This window comes from Rubrivirga marina, assembly GCF_002283365.1.
GTDB lineage: Bacteria > Bacteroidota > Rhodothermia > Rhodothermales > Rubricoccaceae > Rubrivirga > Rubrivirga marina.
Map to the genome: position 1 here is coordinate 4340096 of NZ_MQWD01000001.1, position 24419 is coordinate 4364514.

Below are 24419 nucleotides of genomic sequence, written 5' to 3' on the forward strand. Positions count from 1 at the left end.
ATCAGCCGCAGCCCGTGGACGAGCCGCAGTTCGGGCAGGAGTAGCAGCTCCCCGCCCGCACCGTGATCCCGCCGCAGTTGGGGCAGGCCGGCGCGTCGTCCTGGTTGTCGAAGGCGCCGAGCTGGCCCTTCGCGTCGGCCGCGAGGGCGGCCTCGACGGAGCCGCCGACGTGCGTCGGCTGGCCGGCGTCCACGACGGCCTGGGCCGTCGCGAACAGGTCGGCCTGCGTCTGGTCCTCGGCGGGGCCGTGGGCCTTGGACTCGTTCGCCACCGCGACGACCGGGTCGGCCTCGGGCTCGTCGTCGGCCAGGTCCTTGGGCGCGCCGTCGCCGCCCGAGAGGAACTTGATCGAGAGGTAGCGGAAGATGTAGTCCGTGATCGACTTGGCGATCGGGATCTGGGGGTTGTTCGTGAACCCGGCCGGCTCGAACCGGACGTGGCCGAACTTGCTCACGAGGTCCTCCAGCGGCACGCCGTACTGGAACGCCAGCGAGATCGCCGTCGCGAAGCTGTCCATCAGCCCGGCGATCGTCGAGCCCTGCTTGGCCATCGTGATAAAGATCTCCCCGGGCCGGCCGGCGTTGCGGTGGCCCTCCGGGTAGAGGCCCACGTGGAGGTACCCCTCGTGGCCCGCGACCGAGAACTTGTGCGTCACGCTCGGCCGCTCGTCCGGCAGCCGCTCGCGGTGCGGGCGGTAGACCACCTTCTCGACGACCTTCTCCACCTCGCGGATCTCCGGCTCTGGCGTCGACGCGCCGTCGCCCGAGTAGGCGGCCTCGGCGGCCGTCGTCTTGCCCTTCGTGTTGCCGCCGGACGTCGTCGAGAGCGGCTGGCTCCGCTTCGAGTTCTCGCGGTAGATCGCGACCGCCTTCAGCCCGAGCTCCCAGCTCTTCATGTAGGCGTCGGCGATGTCCTCGACCGTCGCGTGCTCCGGGAGGTTGACCGTCTTCGAGATGGCGCCCGAGATGAACGGCTGGCACGCGGCCATCATCCGGATGTGGCCCATGTGCGAGATCGAGCGCTCGCCGTTGTGCGGTTTGAACGCGCAGTCGAACACCGGGAGGTGCTCGTCGCGGAGGCCCGGGGCGCCCTCGATCGTGTCGTGCTCGTCGATGTACTCGCGGATGACCTGGGACTCAGCCTCCGTGTAGCCGAGCCGAGCCAGCGCCTCCGGCACCGTCTGGTTGACGATCTTCATGAGCCCGTCGCCCTTGCCCGCGAGGAGCTTGTACTTGACGAGCGCGAGGTCGGGCTCGATGCCCGTCGTGTCGCAGTCCATCATGAAGCCGATGGTCCCCGTCGGAGCGAGGACCGTGGCCTGCGCGTTCCGGTAGCCGTACGTCTCGCCGAGGGCGACCATCCGGTCGGCGCTCTCCTGGGCGGCGTCGCGGAGGTAGGCCGGGCAGCTGGCGTCGATCTCCTTCACGGCGTCGCGGTGCATCCGCATCACGTCGAGGAAGGGCTCCGCGTTCTCGGCGTAGCCGGCGAACGGGCCGATCTTTTCGTTCGCGGCGATCTCGGCGGAGCGGGCGTAGGCCTCGCAGTGCTCGATCGCCATGAGCGCGCCGGCGACCGCGCGGCCCTCGTCGGAGTCGTAGGGGAGGCCCATCGACATGAGGAGCGCGCCGAGGTTGGCGAACCCGAGGCCGAGCGGCCGGAACGCGTGGCTGTTGGCCGCAATCGAGGCCGACGGGTAGCCGGCGTTGTCGACGAGGATCTCCTGGGCCGTGATGAACAGGCGGGCCGCCGCGCGGTAGCGCTCGACGTCGAAGCCACCGTCAGCCGTCTTGAACTTGCGGAGGTTGAGCGAGGCGAGGTTGCACGCGCTGTCGTCCAAGAACATGTACTCCGAGCACGGGTTGCTGGAGTTGATCGGGCCGGTGTTCTTGCAGGTGTGCCAGCGCTGGATCGTGTCCTCGTACTGCGCGCCCGGGTCGCCGCAGACGTGGGTCCCCTCGGCGATCTGGAGGAGGAGGTCCTCGGCGTCGACCTCGTCGACAGCCTCGCCGGACGTCACAGCGGTGAGTTTGTACTTCTGGCCCTTGTTGGCGGCCTCCATGAACGCGTCGTCGAGGCGGACCGACTGGTTCACGTTCTGGAAGGCGACCGAGCCGTAGGCGTCGCCGTTGAACGAGCCGTCGTAGCCCTCCTCGATGAGCGCCCACGCCTTCCGCTCCTCGGTCTGCTTGGCGCGGACGAACTCGAGGATGTCCGGGTGCCAGACCTTCAGCGTCTGCATGATGGCCGCGCGGCGCGTCTTCCCGCCCGACTTGATGGTGCCGCCCGTCGCGTCCTGGACCTTCATGAAGGACACGGGGCCCGACGGGATCCCGCCGCCAGACAGCTTCTCGTGGCTGCTCCGGAGCTTCGACCAGTCGGCCCCGACGCCGGAGCCGAACTTGAACAGCCGGGCGCTCTCGCCCATGAGCTGCCAGATGTCGTCGACCGAGTCGTCGACGGAGATGATGAAGCAGGCCGACGCCTGCGGCCGCTCGTACGGGTCGACGTCGACGACCTCGCCCTTCTCGAAGTCCCACCCGGAGATCGTCTTCCCACCCGAGTCGCGGACGCCGTACTGGGCGTGGAGCCCGACGTTGAACCAGACGGGGCTGTTGAACGCGCCGTACTGGTTGGTGCAGAGCCACGTCAGCTCGTCGTAGAACGTCTCGGCGTCGGCGTCGGTGGCGAAGTAGTTCTGGTCGCGCCCCCAGTCCGTGATCGTCCGCGTCACGCGGTGGACGAGCTGCTTGAGGCTGTACTCGCGCTGGCCCTCGGCCGGCGAGCCGTTGCCCTTGGCGAGGTCCCCATAGAAGTACTTCGACGCGACGACGTTGACCGCCAGCGGCGTGAACGCCTCCGGGAACTCGACGCCGAGCTGCTCGAAGATGGCCTCGCCCGTGTGGTTCTTGATGGCGGCGTCGCGCGACTCCCAGGCGACGCTGTCGAACGGGTGCTGGCCCTCGGTGGAGAAGACACGGTCGATCGTCAACCCGCCGGACACGGCGGGGGCCTTTTGCTTGGCCATAGGTGTGTGGGTTGGGGGGACAAAAACGGCGTCCCAGGGCCTCGCCTCCGCGCTGCGCAGGGACGGCTGGTGACGCCGGAGCCTTCGTCCGGGCGGGGGCCTGCGTCGCGCTGGTGCGGCGGCTCAGCCCGCGTGCGTGAAGGCACATCGAAGCGGACTTCAAGTAACCGGCGAGCGCGCCCGGTCGCAACCGTCATCCGTCCACGGGTTATCCACAGCGTGGACGAATCGGCCTCTCCCGCCTCGGTCGCCCCATCACCCTCACCGAGGCGGGCCGACCCACGCGTCTTCTTCTCCAAGCGCGTCCGTTATCTCCGAGGCCTCCTGAATAACGGACTCTCGCGGCTCCTGCCTGCCTGCCGTCAACGGGGCCGCGGGCGAGCCCGCAGGGCGCATAACGGTCCTTCGTCGTGAGCCCGCATTCCAGGCCCACCCGCCTCCCCACGGCGGCGCCGCGGGGCCGGTTCATCGCCCGTCGGTCCGACTAGAAGTCGTCGTCGTCGTCGGGGTCATAGTCGATGTCCTCGTCGAGTTCGAGGTCGTCGTCGTCGAGCTCGAGGTCGTCGAGGTCGAGGTCGTCGTCGTCGTCGAGGTCGTCGTCCTCTTCGAGGTCGTCGTCGTCGATCGCGAGGTCGTCGTCGTCGAGTTCGAAGTCGTCGTTGAAGTCGTCCATGCCGGGAGGGAGATGGGGGGGACGGGCGAGTCTACAGCGTCAGTCGGGATGGGGGCAAGCGGAACCGTCCGGAGTGAATCGGGAGGGAAAGCCGCCGTGACGCGCCGTCCGGGCGGAGCCCACGACCGACGCCCGCGTACCTTCTCCCGTTCCGACATCCGCACCCCCATGTTCGACGACCGCAGCGCGTACCCGCACCCCGACGAGTTCAAGGTGGTCCGCCCCGAGTACTCCGACCCCGAGGAGGACGGCGACGACGTCATCGCGACGATCCAGATCGAGGCGTTCCGCGTCCACGGCTACAGCGCCACGCGGCCGGGCGCCCGGCGGGCCGCGCTCTACGAGGCCGCCAAGACGTACCGGAGCTACCACCCCGGCTACCGCGTCGAGAGCCCGTTCCCGGACGAGTTCGAGGACGGCGAGGGCAAGCAGTGGACGCGCGTCCCGTCGGGCAAGCGCGACACGCTCGGCGACTACACATTCGAGGACGAGGACGGCGAGGACTCGGCAGACATCGAGCAGATGCTGCTCTGGGACATCCGCCCCGAGCCCGTTTTCGAGGACGAGGACGACGAGTAGCCCCCGCCTCGATTCGTCACACCGACGCCGCGCCCCGCTGTGGGCGCGGCGTTTTCTTTGGGTCGCCTCTCCCCCACCACCGATGCCCCTCCGCTCGCTCCTCCTCGTCGCCGCCGCGCTCGTCGCCGGCGGCTGCGCCCCGGCCCTCACGGCCGCGTCCTCCACACCCGCCGGGCAGGCCGCCATTGAGCGCGCCGTCCAGTCGGCCCTCGTCCGGGCCGGGCTCGCCAGCCCGACGGCCTCCCCCCTCCCCACTGCCGAGGCGGAGGCCCCCGCTCTGCACGCCGGCCCCATGCTGGCCGACGTGACGCACCGTGGGGCCGCCGTCTGGGTCCTCACCTCGCCCGGCTCCGAGGTCGTCGTCGACGCGTTCGGGCCCGACTCGCTCGAGGCCGGCGGGACGATGCTGGCCGCCTCGGGGCGCACGACGAGCGGGCCGGACGGGACCGCGACCGTCCGCCTCTTCGGCCTCGAGCCGGGCACGACGTACGACGTCACCGTCACCGTCGACGGCGTCGACGTCACGCCGACCTCCTACGCCACGCGCGTCGAGACGCAGCCGTTGTGGCAGTGGCGGACCGACCCGCCCGCGTTCACGGCCGCGATCGGCTCGTGCTACTACGACAACGACCCGGCCTACGACCGGCCCGGCGACGCCTACGGCGGCTCGCCGTCCATCTTCGGCGAGATCGCGGCCCTCGACCCCGACCTCATGCTGTGGCTCGGCGACAACGTCTACCTCCGCGAGGTCGACTGGTGGGACGCCGCCGGCATCGACTACCGATACCGCCACAGCCGCTCCGAGCCGGCGCTCCAGCCGCTCCTCGCGCGCGCCGCCCACTACGCCATCTGGGACGACCACGACTACGGTCCCAACGACTCCGACCGCTCGTACGTCCTCAAGGACGAGGCCCTCGAGACGTTCTCCGACTACTGGCCCGCCGCGGCGCGCGGCCTCCCGGGCGTGCCCGGCGTGTTCACCCACTTCCAGTGGGCCGACGTCGAGTTCTTCATGCTCGACGACCGCTACCACCGCGCGCCGAACGACGCGCCCGACGCCGAGCGCCAGATCCTCGGGCCGGAGCAGGCGCAGTGGCTCCTCGACGCGCTCACCACGAGTCAAGCCCCGTTCAAGATCGTCGCCGTCGGGGGCCAGTTTTTGAACCCGCTCCCCGTCTTCGAGACGTTCGCCGCCATCGCACCGCGCGAGCGGCGGACGCTCCTCGACCAGATCGCGGCGCGCCGGATCGAGGGCGTCGTGTTCCTCTCCGGCGACCGCCACCACACGGAGCTCCTCAAGATGGACCGCCCCGGCGCATACCCGCTCTACGAGTTCACGTCGAGCCCGCTCACGGCCGGTGCCTCGACGTACCCACTCCGCGGGGACTCGCCCGAGTACACGAACCCGCTCCGCGTCGACGGAACGCTCGTGGCCGGCGAACACAACTTCGGGACGCTCACGGTGACGGGCCCCCGCACCGACCGCGTCCTCACGATGCGGACCTACAAGGCCGACGGGGCGCTTCTCTGGGAGCACGCCGTCCGCGCCCGCAACCTCACGGTGCCGGGCGGCGAGTAGCGCCGATGTCCGAGTCCTCCCGCCTCGGCGCCGAGGCGGGCGGGGCTACTTCCGCTTGAAGCTCAGCGTGAGCGGGACGCCCTCGAACCCGAACGCCTCGCGGAGCCGGTTCTCGAGGTACCGCCGGTAGCTCTCCTTCACGCCCTGCGGCTGGTTGCAGAAGAACGCGAACACTGGCGGCTCGTCGCGGACCTGGCTCGCGTACTTGATCTTGATGTACTGCCCGTTGAGGCTCGGCGGCGGCTGGCGGCGGACGGCGGCCTCGACGACCTCGTTGAGCTTCGCCGTCTGGACCCGCTTCCGGCGCTCGTCGAACACCTTCAGCGCGACCTCCAGCACCTTCTCGGCCCGCTGGCCCGTCAGCGCCGAGGCGAACACGATGGGGACGAAGTCGATGAGCCCCATCTTCTCGCGGATCATCCGGTCGACGTCGCGGGCCGTGTTCGTCTCCTTCTCGACGAGGTCCCACTTGTTGACGACGATGACCATCCCCTTCTTCATGGCCTCCGCCTCGCGGAGCACGCGGGCGTCCTGCGACTCGAGCCCGCGCTCGCCGTCGATGAGGACCACGGCCACGTCGCACGACTGGAGCGCGCGCTCGGTCCGGAGCGTCGAGTAGAACTCGACGTTCTCGCGCACGCGGGCCTTCTTGCGGAGCCCGGCCGTGTCGACGAGGACGACCTCGCGGGCGTCTTCGCCCTCGCCGATGCGGAGGCGGGCGTCGACGGCGTCGCGCGTGGTGCCGGCCACCTCGGTCACGATGGAGCGCGTCCGCCCGAGGAGCTTGTTGGCCAACGACGACTTGCCCACGTTGGGCCGGCCGAGGAACGCGATCCGCGGGACGTCCGGCTCCTCCTCCCGCTCGGGCTCCTCCGGCAGCGCCGCGACGACGGCGTCGAGGAAGTCGCCCGTCCCGGTCCCGTTGACGGCGCTGAGGGGGAACATCTGCTCGAACCCGAGGCCCCAGAACTCGCTCGCGTCGAGCGCCCGCGCCGTGTTGTCGGCCTTGTTGGCGACGACGATCACGGGCTGCTTGGCGCGGCGGAGGAGCCCGGCGACCTCGGCGTCGAGGTCGGAGATGCCCGTGAGCGTGTCGACGACGAACAGGATGACGTCGGCCTCCTCGAGCGTGAGCATGACCTGCTCGCGGATGGCCGCGTCGAACCGCTCGGCGGAGCGAGGGACGAGCCCGCCGGTGTCGACGAGGTCGAACGTCCGGCCGGTCCACTCGACGGTCCCGAACAGGCGGTCGCGCGTGACGCCGGGCTGGTCGTCGACGATGGCGCGGCGCTCTTCGGTGAGCCGGTTGAACAGGGTCGACTTGCCCACGTTGGGGCGGCCGACGATCGCGACGAGGGCCATCGGGGGTGGGGGTTCGAGAGCCCCCAAGCTAGGGAGACCGCCCGTGGAAGACCTCCGCGAGCCCTTCGCGCCGAGTCCCCCCGCCTCGGCGCCGAGGTGGGGGCAGGCGTTACCCCCTGGACGCGGGCCGCGACCTCTATTTACCCTCTCATTCCATCGCACGTCGCCATGCGCCGTTCGCTTCTCGCCCTTCTTGCCTGTCTCGCTGCCGTCGGAGGGTCGGCCCAGTCCACTGATCGTGCTCCGTTTACGGTCGAGGTCCAGTCCCCCGACGGCGAGCCGCTCCCGGGCGCGTCCGTGATGCTCGGCGACCGCGGCGGCGCGGCCGACGCCGACGGGCGGGTCACGTTCGAGAACGTCCGGCCCGGCCGCTACCCCCTCCGCGTGTCGTTCATCGGCCGGCCGACGCGTGAGCTCGCCGCCGTCCTCAACGCCCCCGGCCCGTGGGGCCTCATCGTCGAGATGGTCGACACGACGACGCTGCTCTATGACGTGGTGGTGGAGGGCCGGGACCTCAGCCGCTCGCGCCTCGTGGCCGACGGGTTCTTCGAGCGCCAGGCGCTCGGCGGCGGCACGATCCTCGACGCCGAGGACATCGCCTACCGGAGCCCGCTCCACCTCGCCGACCTCCTCCGCGGTGGGGTCCTCGGCGTCCGCGTCCGCGACGGCCGCTTCGGCCCGGTCGCCACGTCGTGGCGGACGGGCTGCACGATGGACGTCTACCTCGACGGCGTCTACTCGTCGATCTTGACGGAGAGCCTCGACGCGTTCCCGGCCCAGGGCCTCGTCGCCGTCGAGGTGTACCGCGGCGCCACGCAGATCCCGCTCCGCTACCGACGCCTCGCCGGGACGCCCGGCGGTGGGCGGCGCAGCGGCTGCGGCGTCGTCCTGGCGTGGACCGAACTCAGCATCGCCCCCGACTCCGACACGTGATCCGCTCCCGCCTGCTCCCTCTCCTCCTCCTCGGCCTCGCCGTCGGCGCATCGGCCCAGGAGGACTACCGCTCGGACTTCATCGTCGGTGTCCAGACGCCCGAGGGCGAGCCGATCGCGGGCGCGACCGTCCTCGTCGGCGGCCGGGGCGCCTCGACCAACGCCGAGGGCGAGGCGACCCTCCGCGACCTCGCGCCGGGCCGCCACCGGGTCCAGGTCTCGTTCCTCGGCTACGAGACGCGGACGCTGGTGGCGCGCCTCGACGCGCCGGGCCCGTGGGGGCTGATCGTCGAGCTCGACGAGGGCGCCGTCGGGCTCGACGAGGTCGTGGTCGAGGCCCGCGACCTCAGCCGGTCGCGCCTCGCCGCCGACGGGTTCTTCGACCGGCTCGACCTGGGGCTCGGGCGGGTCCTCACGCGCGAGGAGATCGAGCGGAAGGCGCCGATCCGCCTCGGCGACGCGCTGACGGGCCTCCTCGGCGTCCGGATCGTGACGAACCGCGTGAGCGCGCCCGGCGACGTGCCCGGCCGGTCGGCCGTCGCCACGCGCCGCGGCGCCGAGTGCCAGATGGCGATCTACCTCGACGGCGTGTACTCGCCGTTCCTGACCGACGACGTCGACGCGATCACGGCGCAGGACGTCGTGGCCATCGAGGTCTACCGCGGGCCGACGCAGATCCCGACGTTCTACAACCAGCTCGGCCGGGGCGAGGGCTGCGGCGTGATCCTCGTGTGGACGTCGAACAGCCTCTCGGACGCCCAGTAGCCCCGCCCGCCTCGGCGCCGAGGCGGAGACACCCCGGCGTAGGACGGACCCGGACCGACCGGTCACAGACCGGTAACATTCTGTAGAGGAGGGAATACGGAGCGCTCTCGGCACGTCATAGGGGCCCACGCCGCCCCGCCATGCGCCGCCTCCTCTTCGCCCTCGCCCTCCCCGCCGTCGTCCTCGTGACGCTCGCCGCCGGGTGCGGCACGTCCGAGCCCCTCCCCCCCGCCGGCCCCACCGTCGGCACCGCGGCGCCGTCCGCGGCCGACACGGTCGTCTTCGCGGGCGGGTGCTTCTGGTGCATGGAGAAGCCGTTCGAGGAACTCGACGGCGTCTACGCCGTGACCTCGGGCTTCGCCGGCGGAACCGTCCCCAACCCGACCTACGACCAGGTCACGACCAAGACGACGGGCCACTACGAGTCGGTCGAGGTCGTCTTCGACCCGAGCGTCGTCCCGTACGACACGCTCCTCCAGGTCTACTGGCACAACGTCGATCCGCTCGACGACGGCGGCCAGTTCTGCGACCGTGGCAGCCCGTACCGCCCGGCCATCTTCGCGGGCACGCCCGAGGAACGCGCCGCGGCCGAGACGACGAAGGCCGCGCTGGCGGAGCGGTTCGGCGAGACAATCCGGGTCCCCGTCCTCGACGACGCGCCGTTCTACGCGGCCGAGGACTACCACCAGGACTTCTACCGGACGAACGCCGCCCACTACCAGCGCTACCGCATGGGGTGCCGGCGCGACGCCCGCCTGGAGCAGCTCTGGGGCGACGCCGCCGGCCACCTCGGCCCCGCCCTCTAGGCCCATGAAGACGCTCACGCTCTCCCTCCTCGCCGTCGCCGGCCTCGTCCTGGTCGGCGCCGTGTTCCTCCGCCCCGCCGCGGCCCCCGAGGCCGCCCCCGTCGACATGTCCGACGCCGCCCTCAAGGAGCGCCTCACGCGCATGCAGTACTACGTCACGCAGAAGGACGGCACCGAGCCGCCCTACACGAACGCGTACTGGAACAACACCGAGTCCGGCCTCTACGTCGACGTCGTCGACGGGACGCCGCTCTTCGCCTCGACCACGAAGTACAAGTCGGGCACGGGCTGGCCCAGCTTCTGGCAGCCGCTCGACGGGGCCCCCATCGAGACGCGGGAGGACAAGTCGCTGTTCATGACGCGGACGGAGGTCCGCTCGGCGTCCAGCGACTCCCACCTCGGCCACGTGTTCGAGGACGGCCCCGAGCCGACCGGCCTCCGGTACTGCCTCAACTCGGCCGCCCTCCGGTTCGTCCCGGTCGCGGACCTCGAGGCCGAGGGCTACGGCGAGTACGCCTCGCTGTTCGAGAACGCCAGCGACGAGAACGCCTAGCCCGCCCCCGCCCGCCTCGGCGGCTCCCCGAGCGGAGTCGAAAGGCCGAGGCCGGCCCACCCGATCCAGTGCCCATGATCCGCCGCCTCCCGATCCTCGCCCTCCTGCTCGCCGCGCTCGGCGCCGCCGCCCAGCCGCCGCCCGCCGACTGGCGGAAGCCGTCGGACGCCGAGCTCCGCCGTCAGCTGACCGACCTCCAGTACCGCGTCACGCAACAGGACGCGACGGAGCGCGCGGGCACGAGCCCGCTCGACGACGAGCACCGCGACGGGATCTACGTCGACGTCGTCTCCGGCGAGGCGCTGTTCTCGTCGAAGGACAAGTTCGACTCGGGGACGGGTTGGCCAAGCTTCGTCCGCCCAATCTCGCCGCGCGCCGTGACCGAGCACGTCGACCGGTCGCTGGGCGTCGCCCGGACCGAGGTCCGCTCGGCCGTGGCCGACTCGCACCTCGGCCACGTCTTCCGCGACGGGCCCCAGCCGACGGGCCTCCGGTACTGCATGAACGGGGCGGCCCTCCGGTTCGTCCCGGCCGGCCGACTCCGCGCCGAGGGCTACGGCCGCTACGCCGGCATCTTCGGCCGGTAGGCCGCGTCGCCGTCAGGGCGGGCCGGAGAGGGTCCCGGCCCGAATCCGCGCGAGGACGGGCGGGTTGTCCGAGGGCACCTGCCCTTCGCCCATGACGCCCCTCGAGATCCTCCGCCAGCGGACACGCCGGCTGACCGACCACGACGTCGTCGGCGACGCCGACTACGTGCTGTGCTGGCTGATGCAGGCGCTCCGGGCCGAGGACAACCCGGCGATCGACGCGGCGATCGCCCTCGGCAACCGGTTGGGCAAGCCGGTCGTCGTGCTCCACGCGCTCGAGAACCGCTACCCGTACGCCTCGCACCGGCTCCATCGGTTCATCCTTGAGGCGTCGCAGGAGCTAGAGACCGGCGTCGAGGAACGCGGGCTCCGGTTCGTCCGGTGGGTCCGGCGCGAGGGCGAGTCCGAGGTGGACCTCGTGGCCCGGCTGGCCGAGCGCGCCGCGGCCGTCGTCGTGGACGACGTGCCGACGTTCGTCACGCGCGAGTACGCCGACGGGCTGGCGGACCGCCTCGACCGGGCCGTGCTCGCCGTCGACGCGTGCTGCGCGGTGCCCCAGCGTGCGTTCGACGGCCACCTCGGCTCGACCAAGGCGTTCCGGGCCGCCCACACGCCGCTCCGCGACGAGCACCTCTCCACCGACCTCCGCCGGGACCCCGACCTCGGGCCTTACGACGGCGACCTCGCGCTCGACTCCGAGGCGATCCGCGACCTCGACGCCGCGGGCCTCGACGCGCTCATCGCCGGGTGCGGCGTCGACATGAGTGTGCCGCCCCCCGACGGGTGGCACGGCGGCCGGCGCGCCGCGCTCGACCGGCTCGCGCACGCCGTCGAGCACGTCCTCGACCGCTACACGTGGACCCGCAACAACCCGGCGCTCCCGGACGGATCGACACGGCTCTCACCCTGGATGCACTTCGGCGTGCTCTCGCCCCGCGAGGTGGCCCGCGCCGCGCTCGACGCCGAGGCCGACGGCGACCTCCACCCCGCCGCCCGCTACAAATTCCTGGACGAGCTCCTGACGTGGCGCGAGTTCTACCACCACCAGTGCCGGCACGTCGCGGGCTGGTCGCGCTTCGAGGGGCTGCCGACGAAGGCGAAGGCCACCCTCCGCGCCCACGCCGACGACCCGCGCCCGACGCTCTACTCGCTCGACGAACTGGCACACGGCGAGACCGACGACGAGACGTGGAACGCGGCGCAGAAGGCGTTCACGGTCGACGGGTGGATGAACAACAACCTCCGGATGTACTGGGTCGCCCAGCTCCTCCCGTGGCGCCCGACGCCGGAAGACGCCTTCGCCACGGCGTGCTACTTGAACGACCGCTTCAGCCTCGACGGCCGCGACGCGTCGACGTACGGCGGGATCCGGTCGGGCTTCGGAGAAGCGCGCCCGTGGAACGAACGCCCGATCTACGGGACCGTCGCGGGCAAAACGAGCGCCGCGCTCCGGAAACGCGACGGCGTGCCCGCGTGGCTGGCCGCGCAGGCCGCCCGCGACGTCCCGTTCCGCGCCGCCATCGCCGACGACCCGCCGCCGGCCTTCGACCGCTACCGCTAGCGCCCTCCGCCTCGGCGCCGAGGCGGACCTAGTCGGCGCCGTAGAGGCCCTCGTAGATCGCCCGGTTGCGCGTGAGGATCTTGACGTAGTCGCGCGTCTCGCGGAACGGGATCCGCTCGGTGAAGAGGGCGTCGTCGCCAAACTCGGGGAACGTCCGCCACTGGTCGACCTGGTGCGGCCCGGCGTTGTAGGCGCCGAAGACCGCCGGGAGCGCGCCGTCGTAGGCCGCGACCTGCTGGCCGACGTACCGCGTCCCGAGGTGGACGTTGACCTCCGGGAGGTAGAGCAGCTCGGGGTCCCACGGTTCGATTCCCTCCTCCGCCGCGAGCGTGCGCGCCGTCGCCGGCATGAGCTGCATGAGCCCCCGCGCGCCGACGTACGACGTGGCCCGCTCCGAGAATTGGGATTCCTGCCGGATGAGGGCCGCCGCCACGAACGGGTCGATGCCGCGGGCCGTGGCCTCGGCCGCGATCATGCGGCGGAACGGGAACGGGTAGAGGATGCGGAGCCGCCGCGCGTTCGTCCCCCCGCCGAGGCTCTGCCCGATGAGGATCGCCCGACGACCGTACCCACGCTCGACGAGGGCCTCGGCGAGGGCGTAGCGCGTCGCCGTCCCGCCGCCGGCCCGAGCGATCGCCCGGTCCAGCTCGGCCTCCGCGGCGTCGGGAAAGCCGGCCTCGCGCAGGAGGTCGACGCCGCGCAACGCATCGGCCACGCGCGCAGCGGCGTCCGGGTCGTCGGGCGGCGAGGCGCTCAGGGGGAGCGGCCAGAACGGCTCGCCGAGGGCCTCACTGGCGAGGAGGGCGTAGTACGAGTCGCGCTCCTGGCGGAGGACGCCGCGGAACCGCTCGGCGGCGGCCTCGGCGTCGCCCGCCTCGGCGAGCGCACGGCCCGCCCAGTAGAGGGAGCGGAGAGCGTCGGCGCCGCGGGGCTGGCGCGTCCGGTACCCGTCCCACAGCCGGGCGGCCTCGGCGTAGTCCTCGTCCAGAAACGCTTGGCCCGCGCGCCGCATCGTCGCGAGGCCGGCCCAGCTCGTCCCGGCGTGCTCCTGCTCGACGCGCTGGTAGAGCGGGAGCGCGCGGTCGAGGTCGCCGCCCTGGTGGAGCACGTCGGCGGCGAAGTAGAGGTTGGCGACGGGCTTGGCCTCGGCGAGCTCGAGGTACACCGCCGCGGCCTCGTCGGTGCGGCCCATCCGGCCGAGCGTGCCGGCCCAGAGCGAGCGCGCGTCCGTCCGGTCCCGGATCGGCTGGAGCATGGCCTCGACCTCGTCGTACCGCTGGGCGTCGAAGAGCGCGTCGGCGGCCTCGTAGCGGACGTCGGCCTGCTGCTCGGGCGTGCCGGTGTCGGCGTCGAGCCACTGGCGGAAGGCGTCGGCGGCGTCGCTGTTGAGGCCGAGCGCGCGGTCGGTCCGGGCGAGGGCGAGCCACTCGGCGGCCGTCGGGTCGCCCTCGCGGAGGCGCGCGGCGGCCTCGCGGGCGGCGGCGCTCGCGGGGTCGATGCCGATGGCCTCACGGTACAGCGCGCGCGCCGCGTCGCCGTCACCCGCCTCGGCGGCGAGCCGACCGGCCGTCACCGTGAAGCCGGCGCGCGCGGCGTCGTTGCCCGTCTGCCGTCGAGCTTGGTCGGCCAGCCGTCGCGCCGCCTCGAGGTCGCCCGACCGGCGCGCGGCCTCGATCCGAGCGGCCCACGCCCGACGCCCGAGCGTGCCGCCCGAGACGCGCCCGACGACCGCCTCCACCCGGTCGACGTCGCCGTCCTGAGCGAGCGCCTCGGCCTCCAACACGGCCAGCCAGTCGGGCGACACATCGGCCACCTCGGAGAGCGCGCGGTCGCCCGCCTCGGGGTCGGTCCGGGCCAGGACGAGCGCGCGGCGGAGACGAGCGGCGCCGCGTTCCACACCGAGTTGAGACGAGTCCGACGCGGCCAGAAACGCGTCATAGCCGCTGCGCGCCGCGTCGGCGTCGCCCGCGTCGTCGGCGGCACGGGCGAGGAGGTAGAGGCCCCGACCACCGTCCAGCGAGTCGAGCCCCGCGGCGCCGTCGAGGAGCGTGCGGACGCGAGGCCAGTCGTCCGAGCCGGCCTCCGCGCGAGCGGCGAGGAGCCGCGCCTCGGGGGCGAGGCGGGCCGGCTCGTCCGTGTAGGGCCGCAGGAGGCGGACCGCACGCTGGGGGCGGTCCGTGTCGAGGAACGCCGCGGCCTCCGCCAGGACGTCGGGGCTGAGGGACGTCACGTCAGCGGCGACCGGTCCGGTGCCGTCTGGCTCATCGGCGCCCGCCCCGTCGGCGCGACACCCGGCGGCGAGGGCCACGAGCAGGCCCAGCGTGAGGCCGAGAGCGAACAAGGAGCGGGGAGAGTCGGTCATGGGCTGCCAATGCCGCCCGCCGCTCGGCGGTTGCACCGGCGAGACTTCGGAGGGCGCCGGTTCAGGGGATCCCGGGACTCCTCCGCCTCGGCGCCGAGGCGGGGCTACCCGCGGTCCCCGATCCACGCGCCGGGCACGGCCACCAGCCGGAAGCGCCAGATCCGGTAGCCGTCGGCGCCCGTGTCCGCGACATAGTCCTCGACCGTGTAGAGGCCGTCGTAGCGGTAGCCGGCCTCGGGCGGGCGCCACACGCCGCGCCCGACGCCGCGGCTCAGGCGGACCGGGAGGCGCCGCCGGGCGCTCTCCGCCAGCGCGAGGTTCGACCGCGTCAGCGACTGGTCGCCGATCTGGCGGCCCGTCCGCGGATGCCGCGCGCCGGAGCCCGTGTAGAGGACGGTCGCCCCGCGGTCTTCGTCGTCGACGAACGCGCAGTTGAGGATGATCGACTCGGCGCCTTCGGTCGCGCGCCCGCAGATGCCGGCCCGGCGCGGCCGGTGGACGCCGGCGACCGACAGGGCGATGCGGTCGTCGAACAGGGTGCCGATGGGGACGCCGGGGACGGGGCCGAACACGTGTGTGGGGAGCCTGAGGGGGGGCGACGCCGTACGGGGTGAGTTCCGACTGGGCTCCCCGCCCCACCCCATGCCCACGTTCCCGTCCGTCGAGGTCGCGCTCGACGCGCTCCAGACGCGCGCCGACGACCTCGAGCGCCAGCTCGCCGAGGCTCGCCGAGGCGGCGACGTCGAGTCGGCGCTGGACCGGGTCTGGACGCGGGCGCTCGCGCTCGACCACAGCGACGAGACGCTCGGCGTGGCCGTCGCCGTGTTCGACGCGCTCCGCGAGCTCGGGCTGCCGGTCCTCCAGATCGGCCTGAGCGGCCAGCCCGACGGCGGCGAGGCCCCCGTATGGACCGCCGGTGTCGACGCCGATGACGCGCCACGAGCGTCGCACCACGTGACGGCCACGACGGGGCACCCCGTCCTCGCCGCCGCGTTCGCCGCCGACCGCGCCGACGGGCCCGTCGTCGAGCCGCTCGGGCGGACCGCCTTCGAGACCTACCTGCGCGCGTCGCTCGCACCCTACCCCGCGACCTACGCCGACCGCGTCGTCGCCCGCTCGCCGCGCGCCGCGACAGTCTACGTCGTCGCCATCCCGGCCGGGGCCCGGCAGAGCGGCCCGCTCCTCGCCCTGTTTTGGGAGCGGCCCACCGACGACGCGCTCCGCGTCCTGGAACGGTTCGCCGTCCTGTTCGGCCTGGCCTACGCCCGCCACCAGGACCTCCAGCGCGCCGAGGCCGAGGCCCGGACCTCCCGCATCGACGCCGCCGCCGAGCGCGTGCGCGCGCAGGCCCTCGCGATGCGCCGGAGCGACGACCTCGACGGGGCCGCCGCGGCCGTGTTCGACGGGCTCGCCGCGCTCGGCGTCCCCGCCCGCCGCGCCACCCTCGCCGTCGTCGACGCCGAGAGCCGGGAGACGACCTACTGGTCCTCCGCCGCCCCGGACGCCCCGACGACGGCCCACGTCACGACCATCGAGGGCCACCCGTTCTACGACGCCCTCTGGGTGGCGTGGCGCCGCCAGCGGAGCCTGTCGTACATCCTCGAGGGCGACGAGCTCGAGGCCTACCGGGCCCGCCTCGGTGAGATCCGGGCCGACCTCCTCGACGCCCATCCCGAGCGCGAGCGGGAGTACGTCCACGCCGTTGCCGCCCCGAGCGGCGTCCTCGTGGCGTTCTCCTCGCGGCCGTTCTCCGAGGACACCGTCGAGGTGATGGAGCGGCTGGTCGGCGCGTTCCAGGTCGCCATCGAGCGGGCGGAGGGGCTCCGCGAGGCGGAGGCGCGGGCCCGCGAAGCCGAGATCGGCGCGTCCGTCGACCGCGTCCGCGCCGAGATCGCCTCGATGCGGACGACCGACGACCTCGACCGCGTGACGCCGCTCGTGTGGCAGGAGCTGACGGCCCTCGGCGTCCGGTTCTTCCGCTGCGCCGTGCTCATCGTCGACGCCGAAGCCGAGGTGCTCCGCGTTTACCTCGCCACGCCCGACGGCGAGCCGCTGGCCGCGATCGACCTCCCGTTCGGTGGGCACCCGTTCGTCGAGACCATCGTGGCCCACTGGCGGGACGAGCGCGTGCTCTCCGGGGCCTGGGCGCCCGACGAGGTCGAGAGCTGGGTCGCGTTCCTGGAGTCGAACGGGCTCGACGCCGAGACGGCCCGGTCCTTCGCCGACCCCTCGGAGTCGCTCGCCCTCCACTTCGCCCCGTTCGCCCAGGGCCTCCTGTTCGTCGGCGGCGCCGCGGCGCTCCCACCCGACGACGGCGCCGCCGTGCAGGCCCTCGCCGACGCGCTCGAGGTGGCCTACGCCCGCTACGACGACTTCCAGCGGCTCGACGCCCGGACGCGCGAGGTCGAGGCGGCCCTCGCCGACCTCCGTGCGGCCCAAGAACGGCTCGTCCAGTCCGAGAAGCTGGCGTCGCTGGGCCAGCTCACGGCCGGGATCGCCCACGAGATCAAGAACCCGCTCAACTTCGTCAACAACTTCGCCTCGCTCTCGCGCGACCTCGCGACCGAGTTGGCGGCCGAGCTCGACGCCGAGGCGCCCGACGCCGACCTCGTCGCCGAGATCCTCGACGACCTCCGCCAGAACGCCCAGCGGATCGAGCAGCACGGCCGTCGCGCCGACGCCATCGTCCGCGGGATGATGCAGCACGCGCGCGCCGGCCAGGGCGAGCGCGCGCCGGCCGACCTCAACGCGCTCGTCGGCGAACACGCGAACCTGGCCTACCACGGCCGCCGCGCCCAGACCTCCGACTTCGACGCGGCCCTCCAGATTGACCTCGGCGACGACGTGGGCCAGGTCGACGTCGTCGCCCAAGACCTCGGCCGGGTCGTCCTCAACCTCGTCACGAACGCGTTCGACGCCGTCACGGCCCGCGCCCAGGCCGAGGCCCCGGGGTACCAGCCGACCGTCCGCGTCACGACGCGACGGGCCGGCGCGACCGTCGAGATCACCGTCGAGGACAACGGGACGGGCATCCCCGAGGACGTCCGGCGGCGCGTGTTCGAGCCGTTCTACACGACGAAGCCGGCCGGCAAGGGCACCGGCCTCGGCCTCTCGATGAGCCACGACATCGTGGAGCAGGGCCACGGTGGCTCGCTCGACGTTGAGAGCACCGAGGGCGAGGGGACGGCGTTCGTCATCACGCTCCCCGCCTGAGCCTGCCCGCCTGAGCCTGCCCGCCTCGGCGCCGAGGCGGGCAGGCTCAGGCGGGCAGAGCCGGAGGCGGCGGTCAGTCGCCCGTGCCGACCCAGACGCGGAGGAGCGACACGAGCTGGTCGACGTTGACCGGCTTCGTGAGGTAGTCGCTGGCGCCGGCCGCAAGGCACTTCTCGCGATCGCCCTTCATCGCCTTCGCCGTGACGGCGATGATCGGGAGGTCGCGGAATCGGTCGATCTCGCGGATCGCGCGCGTCGTCTGGTACCCGTCCATGCCGGGCATCATGATGTCCATGAGCACGACGTCGACGTCGCCGGCCTCCTCCAGCGTCGCGATCCCATCGCGGCCGTTCTCGGCGTAGACCACGTCCATCTTGTGCTCCTCGAGGAGGCTCTGGAGCGCGAAGATGTTGCGGACGTCGTCGTCGACGATGAGCACCTTCTGGCCGGCGAGCGTGGCCTCGGGCCGGTGGCGCCGGGCGAGCCGCTCGCGCTGGGCGTCCGAGAGACGGCGCTCGTCGCGGTGGAGGTAGAGCGCGGTCTCGTCGAGGAGCCGATCGAAGGCCCCGACGTCCTTGACGATGACGGCCTCGGCGAGCGCGCCCAGTCGCTGAGCCTCGCCCTCTTCGAGGTCCCGCCCGGTGTGGACGACGAGGGGGAGCTCCGTCTGCCCGAGCTCGCCGCGGACGTGCTCGATAAAGTCGAGCCCGCCCATGTCCGGCAGGCCGAGGTCGACCACGACGCAGTCGAACGACCCACCGCCGAGGGCCTCGATCCCCTCGCGCCCGCTCCCGACGGCGACCACCTCGACGTCCTCGCCGCCGACGAGCTCTTCCACGAGCCGGCGCTGCGTCTCGTCGTCCTCGATCACGAGGAGCCGTTTGACGGGCCGCCCGGCGAGGTCGCCGGCCCGGTCGATCCCGGCGCTGACGGCCGCGCGCTCGACCGGCTTCTGGAGCGGGGCCAGGGCCCCCTTCCGCTCGCGGCGCGGGAGCGCGTCCGAGACGGAGACGATCTGGACCGGGATGTGCCGCGTCTCGGGCCGGCTCTTGAGCCGGTCGAGGAGCGTGAGCCCGTGCATCCCGGGGAGGTGCATGTCGAGCGTGATCGCGGCCGGGCCGTAGCGGCGGACGGCGTCGAGCGCGCCCTCGGCGTGCTCCTCGACGACGGCCTTGAACCCCTTCTCTTGCGCGATCTCGACGAGGATGCCCGCGAACGCTGGGTCGTCCTCGACGATGAGGAGCACGCTGTCGTCGGGGCCGATGGCGTCGCGGTCGTCGGCGACGTGGCGCGGGAGCGCGCGGAGCGTCGCGACCTCGACCGCGTCGTCGCCGGGCTGGGCGGTCGCCGGGCTCACCCCGTCGGACGAGGCGGGCTCGGTCGCCCGGGACGTCGGCTCGTCCGGAGCCTCCCTTCCGGCCGATGGCGCCGCCGGGGCGTCGGTGGGCTCGTCGGAGCCGCCGGCCTCGGGCTGGCTGACCCCGTCCGCCTCGGCGGGGTCCTCCGGGGTCTCATTCGGGCCGTCGGGCGCGGGGCCGGCCACGCCGTCGCCCATGGCCGCGGCCACGGCGCCGTCGACCGTGTCGTCGTCACCGGCCTCCGCGCCGCGCGCGAACGTCGGCGCGGTGTAGGCCACGGGGAGGTAGAGCGTGAAGGTGCTCCCCTCGCCCGGCGTGCTCGTCAGGTGGATCTCGCCGCCCAGCAGCCGGGCGATCTCGCGGCTGATCGACAGCCCGAGCCCGGTCCCGCCGTAGGTCCGGTCGACCGAGCCGTCGGCCTGCTGGAACGCCTCGAAGATGACCCGCTGCTTGTCGGGCTCGATCCCGATGCCGGTGTCCTCGACAGCGAACCCGACGACGCGGTCTGCCGCCCGGAGCCCGGCCGTCCGGAAGCGGACGCCGTCGGCCGGCGCCACGCGGAGCGCGACCGAGCCCTCGTGCGTGAACTTGAACGCGTTCGACAGGAGGTTCTTGAGGACCTGCTGGAGCCGCTTCGGGTCGGTCTCGATGCTGGCCGGCGCGCCGTCGGCGACGGCGATCTCGAAGGCCAGCCCGCGGTCGTTGGCGACCTCGCGGAAGGTCCGGTCGGTCTCGTCGGCCACGTCGCCGAGGCGGAGGCGCTCGACCTCGACCGGCATCGCGCCGGACTCGATCTTCGAGAGGTCGAGGATCTCGTTGATCAGCCCCAGGAGGTCGCTCCCCGACGAGTGGATCGTCTCGGCGTACTCGACCTGCTTCGGCGTGAGGACGCCGGCCGGGTTCTCGGCGAGCATCCGGCTGAGGATGAGCATCGAGTTGAGCGGCGTCCGGAGTTCGTGGCTCATGTTGGCCAGGAACTCGCTCTTGTACTTCGAGGTGAGCGCGAGCTGCTCGGCCTTGTCCTCGAGCGCCGCGCGGGCCTGCTCGATCTCGGCGTTCTTCCGCTCGACCTCGGCGTTCTGGTCGGCCAGCTGGCGGGCCTTCTGCTCGAGCTCGACGTTCGTGCCCTGGAGCTCGTCCTGCTGCTCGCGGAGGAGCTCCTCGGACTCGCGGAGGCTGCGGGCCTGCTCTTCGAGCCGCCGGTTCGTCTGCTGGAGCTCCTCCTGCTGGCTCTGGAGCTCCTGCGTGAGGCCCTGCGACTGCGAGAGCAGCGTCTCCGTCCGCATGTTGGCCTCGATCGAGTTGAGGACGATCCCGATCGACTCGGTCAACTGGTCGAGGAACGTGAGGTGGTTCTTGTTGAACCGGTGGAACGAGGCCAGTTCGAGGACGGCCTTGACCTCGCCCTCGAACAGGACCGGCAGCACCACGATGTTGCGCGGCGGCGCGGCGCCGAGCCCGGAGTTGATCTGGACGTAGTCGTCGGGGACGTCGGTGATGAGGATCCGCTCCTTCTCGAGGGCGCACTGCCCGACGAGCCCCTCGCCGACCTGGAACCGGTTGCTGATCCCGCGGCGCTCGCGGTAGGCGTAGGTCGCGACGAGCTTGAGCGTGGCCTCGGACTCGGGCTCCCCCGGGTCGCGCTCGGCCGTGTAGAACGCCCCGTGCTGCATGTCGACGAGCGGTGCCAGCTCGGAGAGGATCATCTTCGAGACCGTGTGGAGCTCCTTCTGGCCCTGGAGGAGCTGCGTGAACTTGGTCAGGCTCGTCTTGAGCCAGTCCTGCTCCTGGTTTTTCCGCGTCGTGTCCTTGAGGTTGCGGATCATCTCGTTGACGTTGTCCTTGAGATCCGCGACTTCGCCGGCCGCCTCGACGGTGATCTTCTTGGACAGGTCGCCCGCGGCCACGGCCGTCGTGACCTCGGTGATCGCGCGGACCTGCGTCGTGAGGTTCGCCGCGAGCCGGTTCACGTTGTCGGTCAGGTCGCGCCACGTGCCGCTCGCCCCCGGGACCTCGGCCTGCCCGCCGAGCTGGCCCTCGACGCCCACCTCGCGGGCGACGGTCGTCACCTGGTCGGCGAACGTCGCGAGCGTGTCGATCATGGCGTTGATCGTGTCGCGGAGCTCGGCGATCTCGCCCTGCGCCTCGACCTGGAGCTTCTGGTCGAGGTTGCCCCGCGCGACGGCCGTCACGACCGCCGCGATCCCGCGGACCTGCGTCGTGAGGTTGTCGGCCATCGAGTTCACGTTGTCCGTCAGGTCCTTCCACGTCCCGCTGACGCCCGGGACCTGCGCCTGCCCACCGAGCTCGCCCTCCGTCCCGACCTCCCTGGCCACGCGCGTGACCTCCGAGGCGAAGCTCTGGAGCTGGTCCACCATCGTGTTGATGGTCCCCTTCAGCTCGGCGATCTCGCCCTGGACCTCGACGGTGATCTTCTTCGACAGGTCGCCGTTGGCGACGGCCGTGGTCACCTCGGCGATGTTCCGGACCTGCGTGGTCAGGTTGTTCGCCATCGAGTTGACGTTGTCGGTCAGCTCCTTCCACGTGCCGCTCACACCCGGCACCTTGGCCTGCCCGCCGAGCTCGCCCTCCGTGCCCACCTCGCGGGCCACCCGCGTGACCTCCGACGCGAACGAGCTCAGCTGGTCGACCATCGTGTTGATGGTGTTCTTCAGCTCCAGGATCTCGCCCTTGACGTCGACGGTGATCTTCTTGGACAGGTCGCCGTTCGCGACGGCCGTCGTGACCTCAGCGATGGCGCGGACCTGGGTCGTCAGGTCGCCGGCCATGTAGTTGACGTTGTCGGTCAGGTCCTTCCACGTCCCGGAGACGCCCTCGACCTCGGCCTGCCCGCCCAGCTTGCCCTCTGTCCCCACCTCCCGCGCCACACGGGTCACCTCGGAGGCGAACGACGAGAGTTGGTCGACCATCGTGTTGATCGTGCTCTTGAGCTCGAGGATCTCGCCGCGGACCTCGACGGTGATCTTCTTCGACAGGTCGCCGTTGGCGACGGCCGTGGTCACCTCGGCGATGTTCCGGACCTGCGTCGTCAGGTTGTCGGCCATCGAGTTCACGTTGTCGGTCAGGTCCTTCCACGTGCCGCTGACACCCGGGACCTCGGCCTGCCCACCGAGCTGCCCCTCCGTGCCGACCTCCCGCGCCACACGTGTGACCTCCGAGGCGAACGACGAGAGCTGGTCGACCATCCGGTTGATCGTCGTCTTGAGCTCGGCGATCTCGCCCTGGACCTCGACGGTGATCTTCTTGCCGAGGTCGCCATTCGCGACGGCCGTCGTGACCTCGGCGATGTTCCGGACCTGGGCCGTGAGGTTGTCGGCCATCGAGTTCACGTTGTCCGTCAGGTCCTTCCACGTCCCGGACACGCCGGGCACCCGGGCCTGGCCGCCCAGCTTCCCCTCGGTGCCCACCTCGCGGGCGACGCGCGTGACCTCGTCGGCGAACGACGAGAGCTGGTCGACCATCGTGTTGACCATTTTGGCCGTCCGCAGGAACTCGCCGCGGATCGGGCGGCCCTCCGACTCGAGGTCGACCTGCTGCGAGAGGTCGCCCTTGGCGACGGCGCCGATGACCCGCTCGACCTCGGCGACGGGCTGCCCGAGGTCGACGATCAGCTCGTTGACGCAGCCGACCATGCTCCGCCACTCGCCGGACGCGCCGGGGAGGGCGGCCCGCTCGGCCAGCCGCCCCTTCTTACCGACCTCGTCGCGGACGCGGACCAGTTCGGCCGCCATCTCCTCATTCTGCGCGATGATGGCGTTGAGCGTGTCGGCCACGCGGCCTACGGCCCCGCCCTGCTCGACAAGGAGGCGGACCGAGAAGTCGCCTCGCTGAACGGCGGAGAGGACCGCCAAGAGGTCGCGGGCACTCAGGTCGCAGAGACCGCCGTCGGAGTCTGCCGCTGAGCCCGTGTCGGGCGTGGACGGCGAGGCGGAGTCGGCGGGACGCGCCGACGCTTTCGAGGAAGCCATGCGGGGAAGGGAAGGCCAGGGGTACCCCGCCATCTCATCGCCGGCGGGGCGGCCTCCCTACTCCCGAACCGGGCATATGTGCCCCAGAGGTGTTCAAGTGCCCCGCGAGTCCACCACCGCCCCCGTTCCGTGTGGCCGGCACGCACATCCCCACCCAACGGGTCAACTCATCCGACCCGGTCCGCCTCGGCGTCGAGGCGGGCGGAGCGAGCCCTACAGCCGCTCTTTCCGCTCCAGGTAGAGCGCGCGGCTGAGCATCACCGCCGCCTGGGCCGTCTGGTCCGTGAACCAGTAGTTGACGCCCGCCCCGACGGCCGCCCCCGCGATCGGGATCGACTGGGCCAGCTTCTGCGCCCCGAGGTTCTTGGCGATCTCGCGCGGGACGTGCCCGAGCTGCTCGCGGAGCGTCCCCTGCGCCTTCCGCCCGCGGTAGCCGCCGCCGTCGATGGCCGCCGCGGCGACCGCCAGTTCACGGAGCGCGTCCGACTTGGCCTCGCGGCTACCCGAGGCGGCCACGTTGAAGATGTTGACCACGAGCGGCGTGTAGCCGGGCCCCTTGAGCGGGAAGCCGTAGGCCGCCGCGATCTGCTGGATCAGCCGGAAGTTGATCGTGAACAGGACCGGGATGTCGGCCGCCAGCAGGAGGGCACCGCCCAGCCCCGCCCCGCCACCCGAGAGCGCCGCCAGCACCGAGTTCTGCGAGGCGTACTGCTTGGCGAGCGCGTCGAGCTGGTCGAGCGGCTGGTCGCGGAGCGCGGCGACCGTCTCGACGTCGATGCCCACCTCGGCCGCCTTCCCGAGGACGTCGTCCTCGTCGTAGGTCCACGCCGAGGCGTCGTTGAGCGACGAGAGCGCCTGCGTGAGCGCGTCGGTCAGCTTGTCGGTGACCGACTCGGGGACGAACTGCTCGAACGCCCAGTCGACCGGGCGCATGGCGAAGCCGAGGGCCTGCTGGAAGAGGGTCTCGCCCCGCTCCCAGCGGTCGATCTCGCGTTGGGCGGTCCGTTCGTACTCGGTGAGGCGCATCGTTGAAGGCATGGTGCGTGGGGCGTAGGCGGTGACCACGCTCCACGCG

The 24419-nt window shown here is 72.2% G+C and carries 16 protein-coding genes; 9 read left to right on the forward strand and 7 right to left on the reverse strand.

The features are described from left to right. Position 1: 1 nt before the first annotated feature. On the reverse strand, positions 2-3025 hold the full coding sequence (locus tag BSZ37_RS18560; protein WP_095511985.1) for a vitamin B12-dependent ribonucleotide reductase: 3024 nt from the start codon (positions 3023-3025) through the stop codon (positions 2-4). A gap of 484 nt (positions 3026-3509) precedes the next feature. Beyond that, on the reverse strand, positions 3510-3698 hold the full coding sequence (locus tag BSZ37_RS22225; protein ID WP_179299756.1) for a hypothetical protein: 189 nt from the start codon (positions 3696-3698) through the stop codon (positions 3510-3512). A gap of 168 nt (positions 3699-3866) precedes the next feature. On the opposite strand from BSZ37_RS22225, the gene BSZ37_RS18570 reads away from it, so the two are divergent. Together BSZ37_RS18570 and BSZ37_RS18575 are read left to right on the forward strand one after the other, a co-directional pair. Next, positions 3867-4277: a hypothetical protein gene (locus BSZ37_RS18570; protein ID WP_095511986.1), complete on the forward strand. Its 411-nt coding sequence runs from the start codon at positions 3867-3869 to the stop codon at positions 4275-4277. An 82-nt stretch (positions 4278-4359) separates the two neighbouring features. Continuing rightward, positions 4360-5856, forward strand: a complete 1497-nt coding sequence (locus tag BSZ37_RS18575; protein WP_218830562.1) for an alkaline phosphatase D family protein — start codon at positions 4360-4362, stop codon at positions 5854-5856. 45 nt (positions 5857-5901) lie between these two features. On the opposite strand, the gene der is transcribed toward BSZ37_RS18575, so the two are convergent. After that, positions 5902-7218, reverse strand: a complete 1317-nt coding sequence (der, locus tag BSZ37_RS18580) for a ribosome biogenesis GTPase Der (RefSeq protein WP_095511987.1) — start codon at positions 7216-7218, stop codon at positions 5902-5904. A 168-nt stretch (positions 7219-7386) separates the two neighbouring features. Between der and BSZ37_RS18585 the strand changes: the two genes are divergently transcribed. From BSZ37_RS18585 to BSZ37_RS18615, 6 genes are all read left to right on the forward strand, one after another. After that, on the forward strand, positions 7387-8151 hold the full coding sequence (locus BSZ37_RS18585; protein ID WP_095511988.1) for a carboxypeptidase regulatory-like domain-containing protein: 765 nt from the start codon (positions 7387-7389) through the stop codon (positions 8149-8151). Then, positions 8148-8915, forward strand: a complete 768-nt coding sequence (locus BSZ37_RS21650) for a carboxypeptidase-like regulatory domain-containing protein (protein WP_179299757.1) — start codon at positions 8148-8150, stop codon at positions 8913-8915. The genes BSZ37_RS18585 and BSZ37_RS21650 overlap by 4 nt, the downstream gene beginning before the upstream one ends. A 140-nt stretch (positions 8916-9055) precedes the next feature. Continuing rightward, entirely contained in the window at positions 9056-9721 is a 666-nt protein-coding gene (msrA, locus tag BSZ37_RS18600; protein ID WP_095511990.1) for a peptide-methionine (S)-S-oxide reductase MsrA, read from the forward strand. Between the two features lie 4 nt (positions 9722-9725). After that, on the forward strand, positions 9726-10274 hold the full coding sequence (msrB, locus tag BSZ37_RS18605) for a peptide-methionine (R)-S-oxide reductase MsrB (protein WP_095511991.1): 549 nt from the start codon (positions 9726-9728) through the stop codon (positions 10272-10274). A 74-nt stretch (positions 10275-10348) separates the two neighbouring features. Further along, positions 10349-10861 (forward strand): peptide-methionine (R)-S-oxide reductase MsrB, encoded by a 513-nt coding sequence (msrB, locus tag BSZ37_RS18610; protein ID WP_095511992.1) that lies wholly within the window; start codon positions 10349-10351, stop codon positions 10859-10861. A 91-nt stretch (positions 10862-10952) separates the two neighbouring features. Continuing rightward, positions 10953-12422 carry a deoxyribodipyrimidine photo-lyase gene (locus tag BSZ37_RS18615; RefSeq protein WP_095511993.1) on the forward strand — a complete coding sequence of 490 codons (1470 nt, stop codon included), beginning with the start codon at positions 10953-10955 and terminating at the stop codon, positions 12420-12422. Positions 12423-12450: 28 nt separating this feature from the next. On the opposite strand, the gene BSZ37_RS18620 is transcribed toward BSZ37_RS18615, so the two are convergent. Together BSZ37_RS18620 and BSZ37_RS18625 are read right to left on the reverse strand one after the other, a co-directional pair. Further along, positions 12451-14784: a transglycosylase SLT domain-containing protein gene (locus tag BSZ37_RS18620; protein WP_095511994.1), complete on the reverse strand. Its 2334-nt coding sequence runs from the start codon at positions 14782-14784 to the stop codon at positions 12451-12453. Positions 14785-14888: 104 nt separating this feature from the next. Next, on the reverse strand, positions 14889-15356 hold the full coding sequence (locus BSZ37_RS18625; protein ID WP_179299758.1) for a YDG/SRA domain-containing protein: 468 nt from the start codon (positions 15354-15356) through the stop codon (positions 14889-14891). Positions 15357-15426: 70 nt separating this feature from the next. On the opposite strand from BSZ37_RS18625, the gene BSZ37_RS18630 reads away from it, so the two are divergent. Further along, complete coding sequence (locus BSZ37_RS18630) at positions 15427-17997, forward strand: sensor histidine kinase (protein ID WP_095511996.1); 2571 nt, start codon at positions 15427-15429, stop codon at positions 17995-17997. 73 nt (positions 17998-18070) lie between these two features. Here BSZ37_RS18630 and BSZ37_RS18635 read toward each other — a convergent pair whose 3' ends face one another. Together BSZ37_RS18635 and BSZ37_RS18640 are read right to left on the reverse strand one after the other, a co-directional pair. Beyond that, positions 18071-23344 (reverse strand): response regulator, encoded by a 5274-nt coding sequence (locus BSZ37_RS18635; protein ID WP_218830563.1) that lies wholly within the window; start codon positions 23342-23344, stop codon positions 18071-18073. A 213-nt stretch (positions 23345-23557) separates the two neighbouring features. Then, positions 23558-24382, reverse strand: coding sequence for an EcsC family protein (locus BSZ37_RS18640; RefSeq protein ID WP_095512454.1), 825 nt, complete (start codon positions 24380-24382; stop codon positions 23558-23560). Between the last annotated feature and the right edge of the window lie 37 nt (positions 24383-24419).

Excerpts from the sequence above, each read along its gene's own strand:
- msrB (WP_095511991.1), top strand. The coding sequence starts at position 9,726 with ATGAAGACGCTCACGCTCTCCCTCCTCGCCGTCGCCGGCCTCGTCCTG.
- BSZ37_RS18575 (WP_218830562.1), top strand. The coding sequence starts at position 4,360 with ATGCCCCTCCGCTCGCTCCTCCTCGTCGCCGCCGCGCTCGTCGCCGGC.
- BSZ37_RS18585 (WP_095511988.1), top strand. The coding sequence starts at position 7,387 with ATGCGCCGTTCGCTTCTCGCCCTTCTTGCCTGTCTCGCTGCCGTCGGA.
- BSZ37_RS18630 (WP_095511996.1), top strand. The coding sequence starts at position 15,427 with ATGCCCACGTTCCCGTCCGTCGAGGTCGCGCTCGACGCGCTCCAGACG.
- BSZ37_RS18620 (WP_095511994.1), bottom strand. The coding sequence starts at position 14,784 with ATGACCGACTCTCCCCGCTCCTTGTTCGCTCTCGGCCTCACGCTGGGC.
- der (WP_095511987.1), bottom strand. The coding sequence starts at position 7,218 with ATGGCCCTCGTCGCGATCGTCGGCCGCCCCAACGTGGGCAAGTCGACC.
- msrB (WP_095511992.1), top strand. The coding sequence starts at position 10,349 with ATGATCCGCCGCCTCCCGATCCTCGCCCTCCTGCTCGCCGCGCTCGGC.
- msrA (WP_095511990.1), top strand. The coding sequence starts at position 9,056 with ATGCGCCGCCTCCTCTTCGCCCTCGCCCTCCCCGCCGTCGTCCTCGTG.
- BSZ37_RS18635 (WP_218830563.1), bottom strand. The coding sequence starts at position 23,344 with ATGGCTTCCTCGAAAGCGTCGGCGCGTCCCGCCGACTCCGCCTCGCCG.
- BSZ37_RS22225 (WP_179299756.1), bottom strand. The coding sequence starts at position 3,698 with ATGGACGACTTCAACGACGACTTCGAACTCGACGACGACGACCTCGCG.
- BSZ37_RS18615 (WP_095511993.1), top strand. The coding sequence starts at position 10,953 with ATGACGCCCCTCGAGATCCTCCGCCAGCGGACACGCCGGCTGACCGAC.
- BSZ37_RS18560 (WP_095511985.1), bottom strand. The coding sequence starts at position 3,025 with ATGGCCAAGCAAAAGGCCCCCGCCGTGTCCGGCGGGTTGACGATCGAC.
- BSZ37_RS18640 (WP_095512454.1), bottom strand. The coding sequence starts at position 24,382 with ATGCCTTCAACGATGCGCCTCACCGAGTACGAACGGACCGCCCAACGC.
- BSZ37_RS18570 (WP_095511986.1), top strand. The coding sequence starts at position 3,867 with ATGTTCGACGACCGCAGCGCGTACCCGCACCCCGACGAGTTCAAGGTG.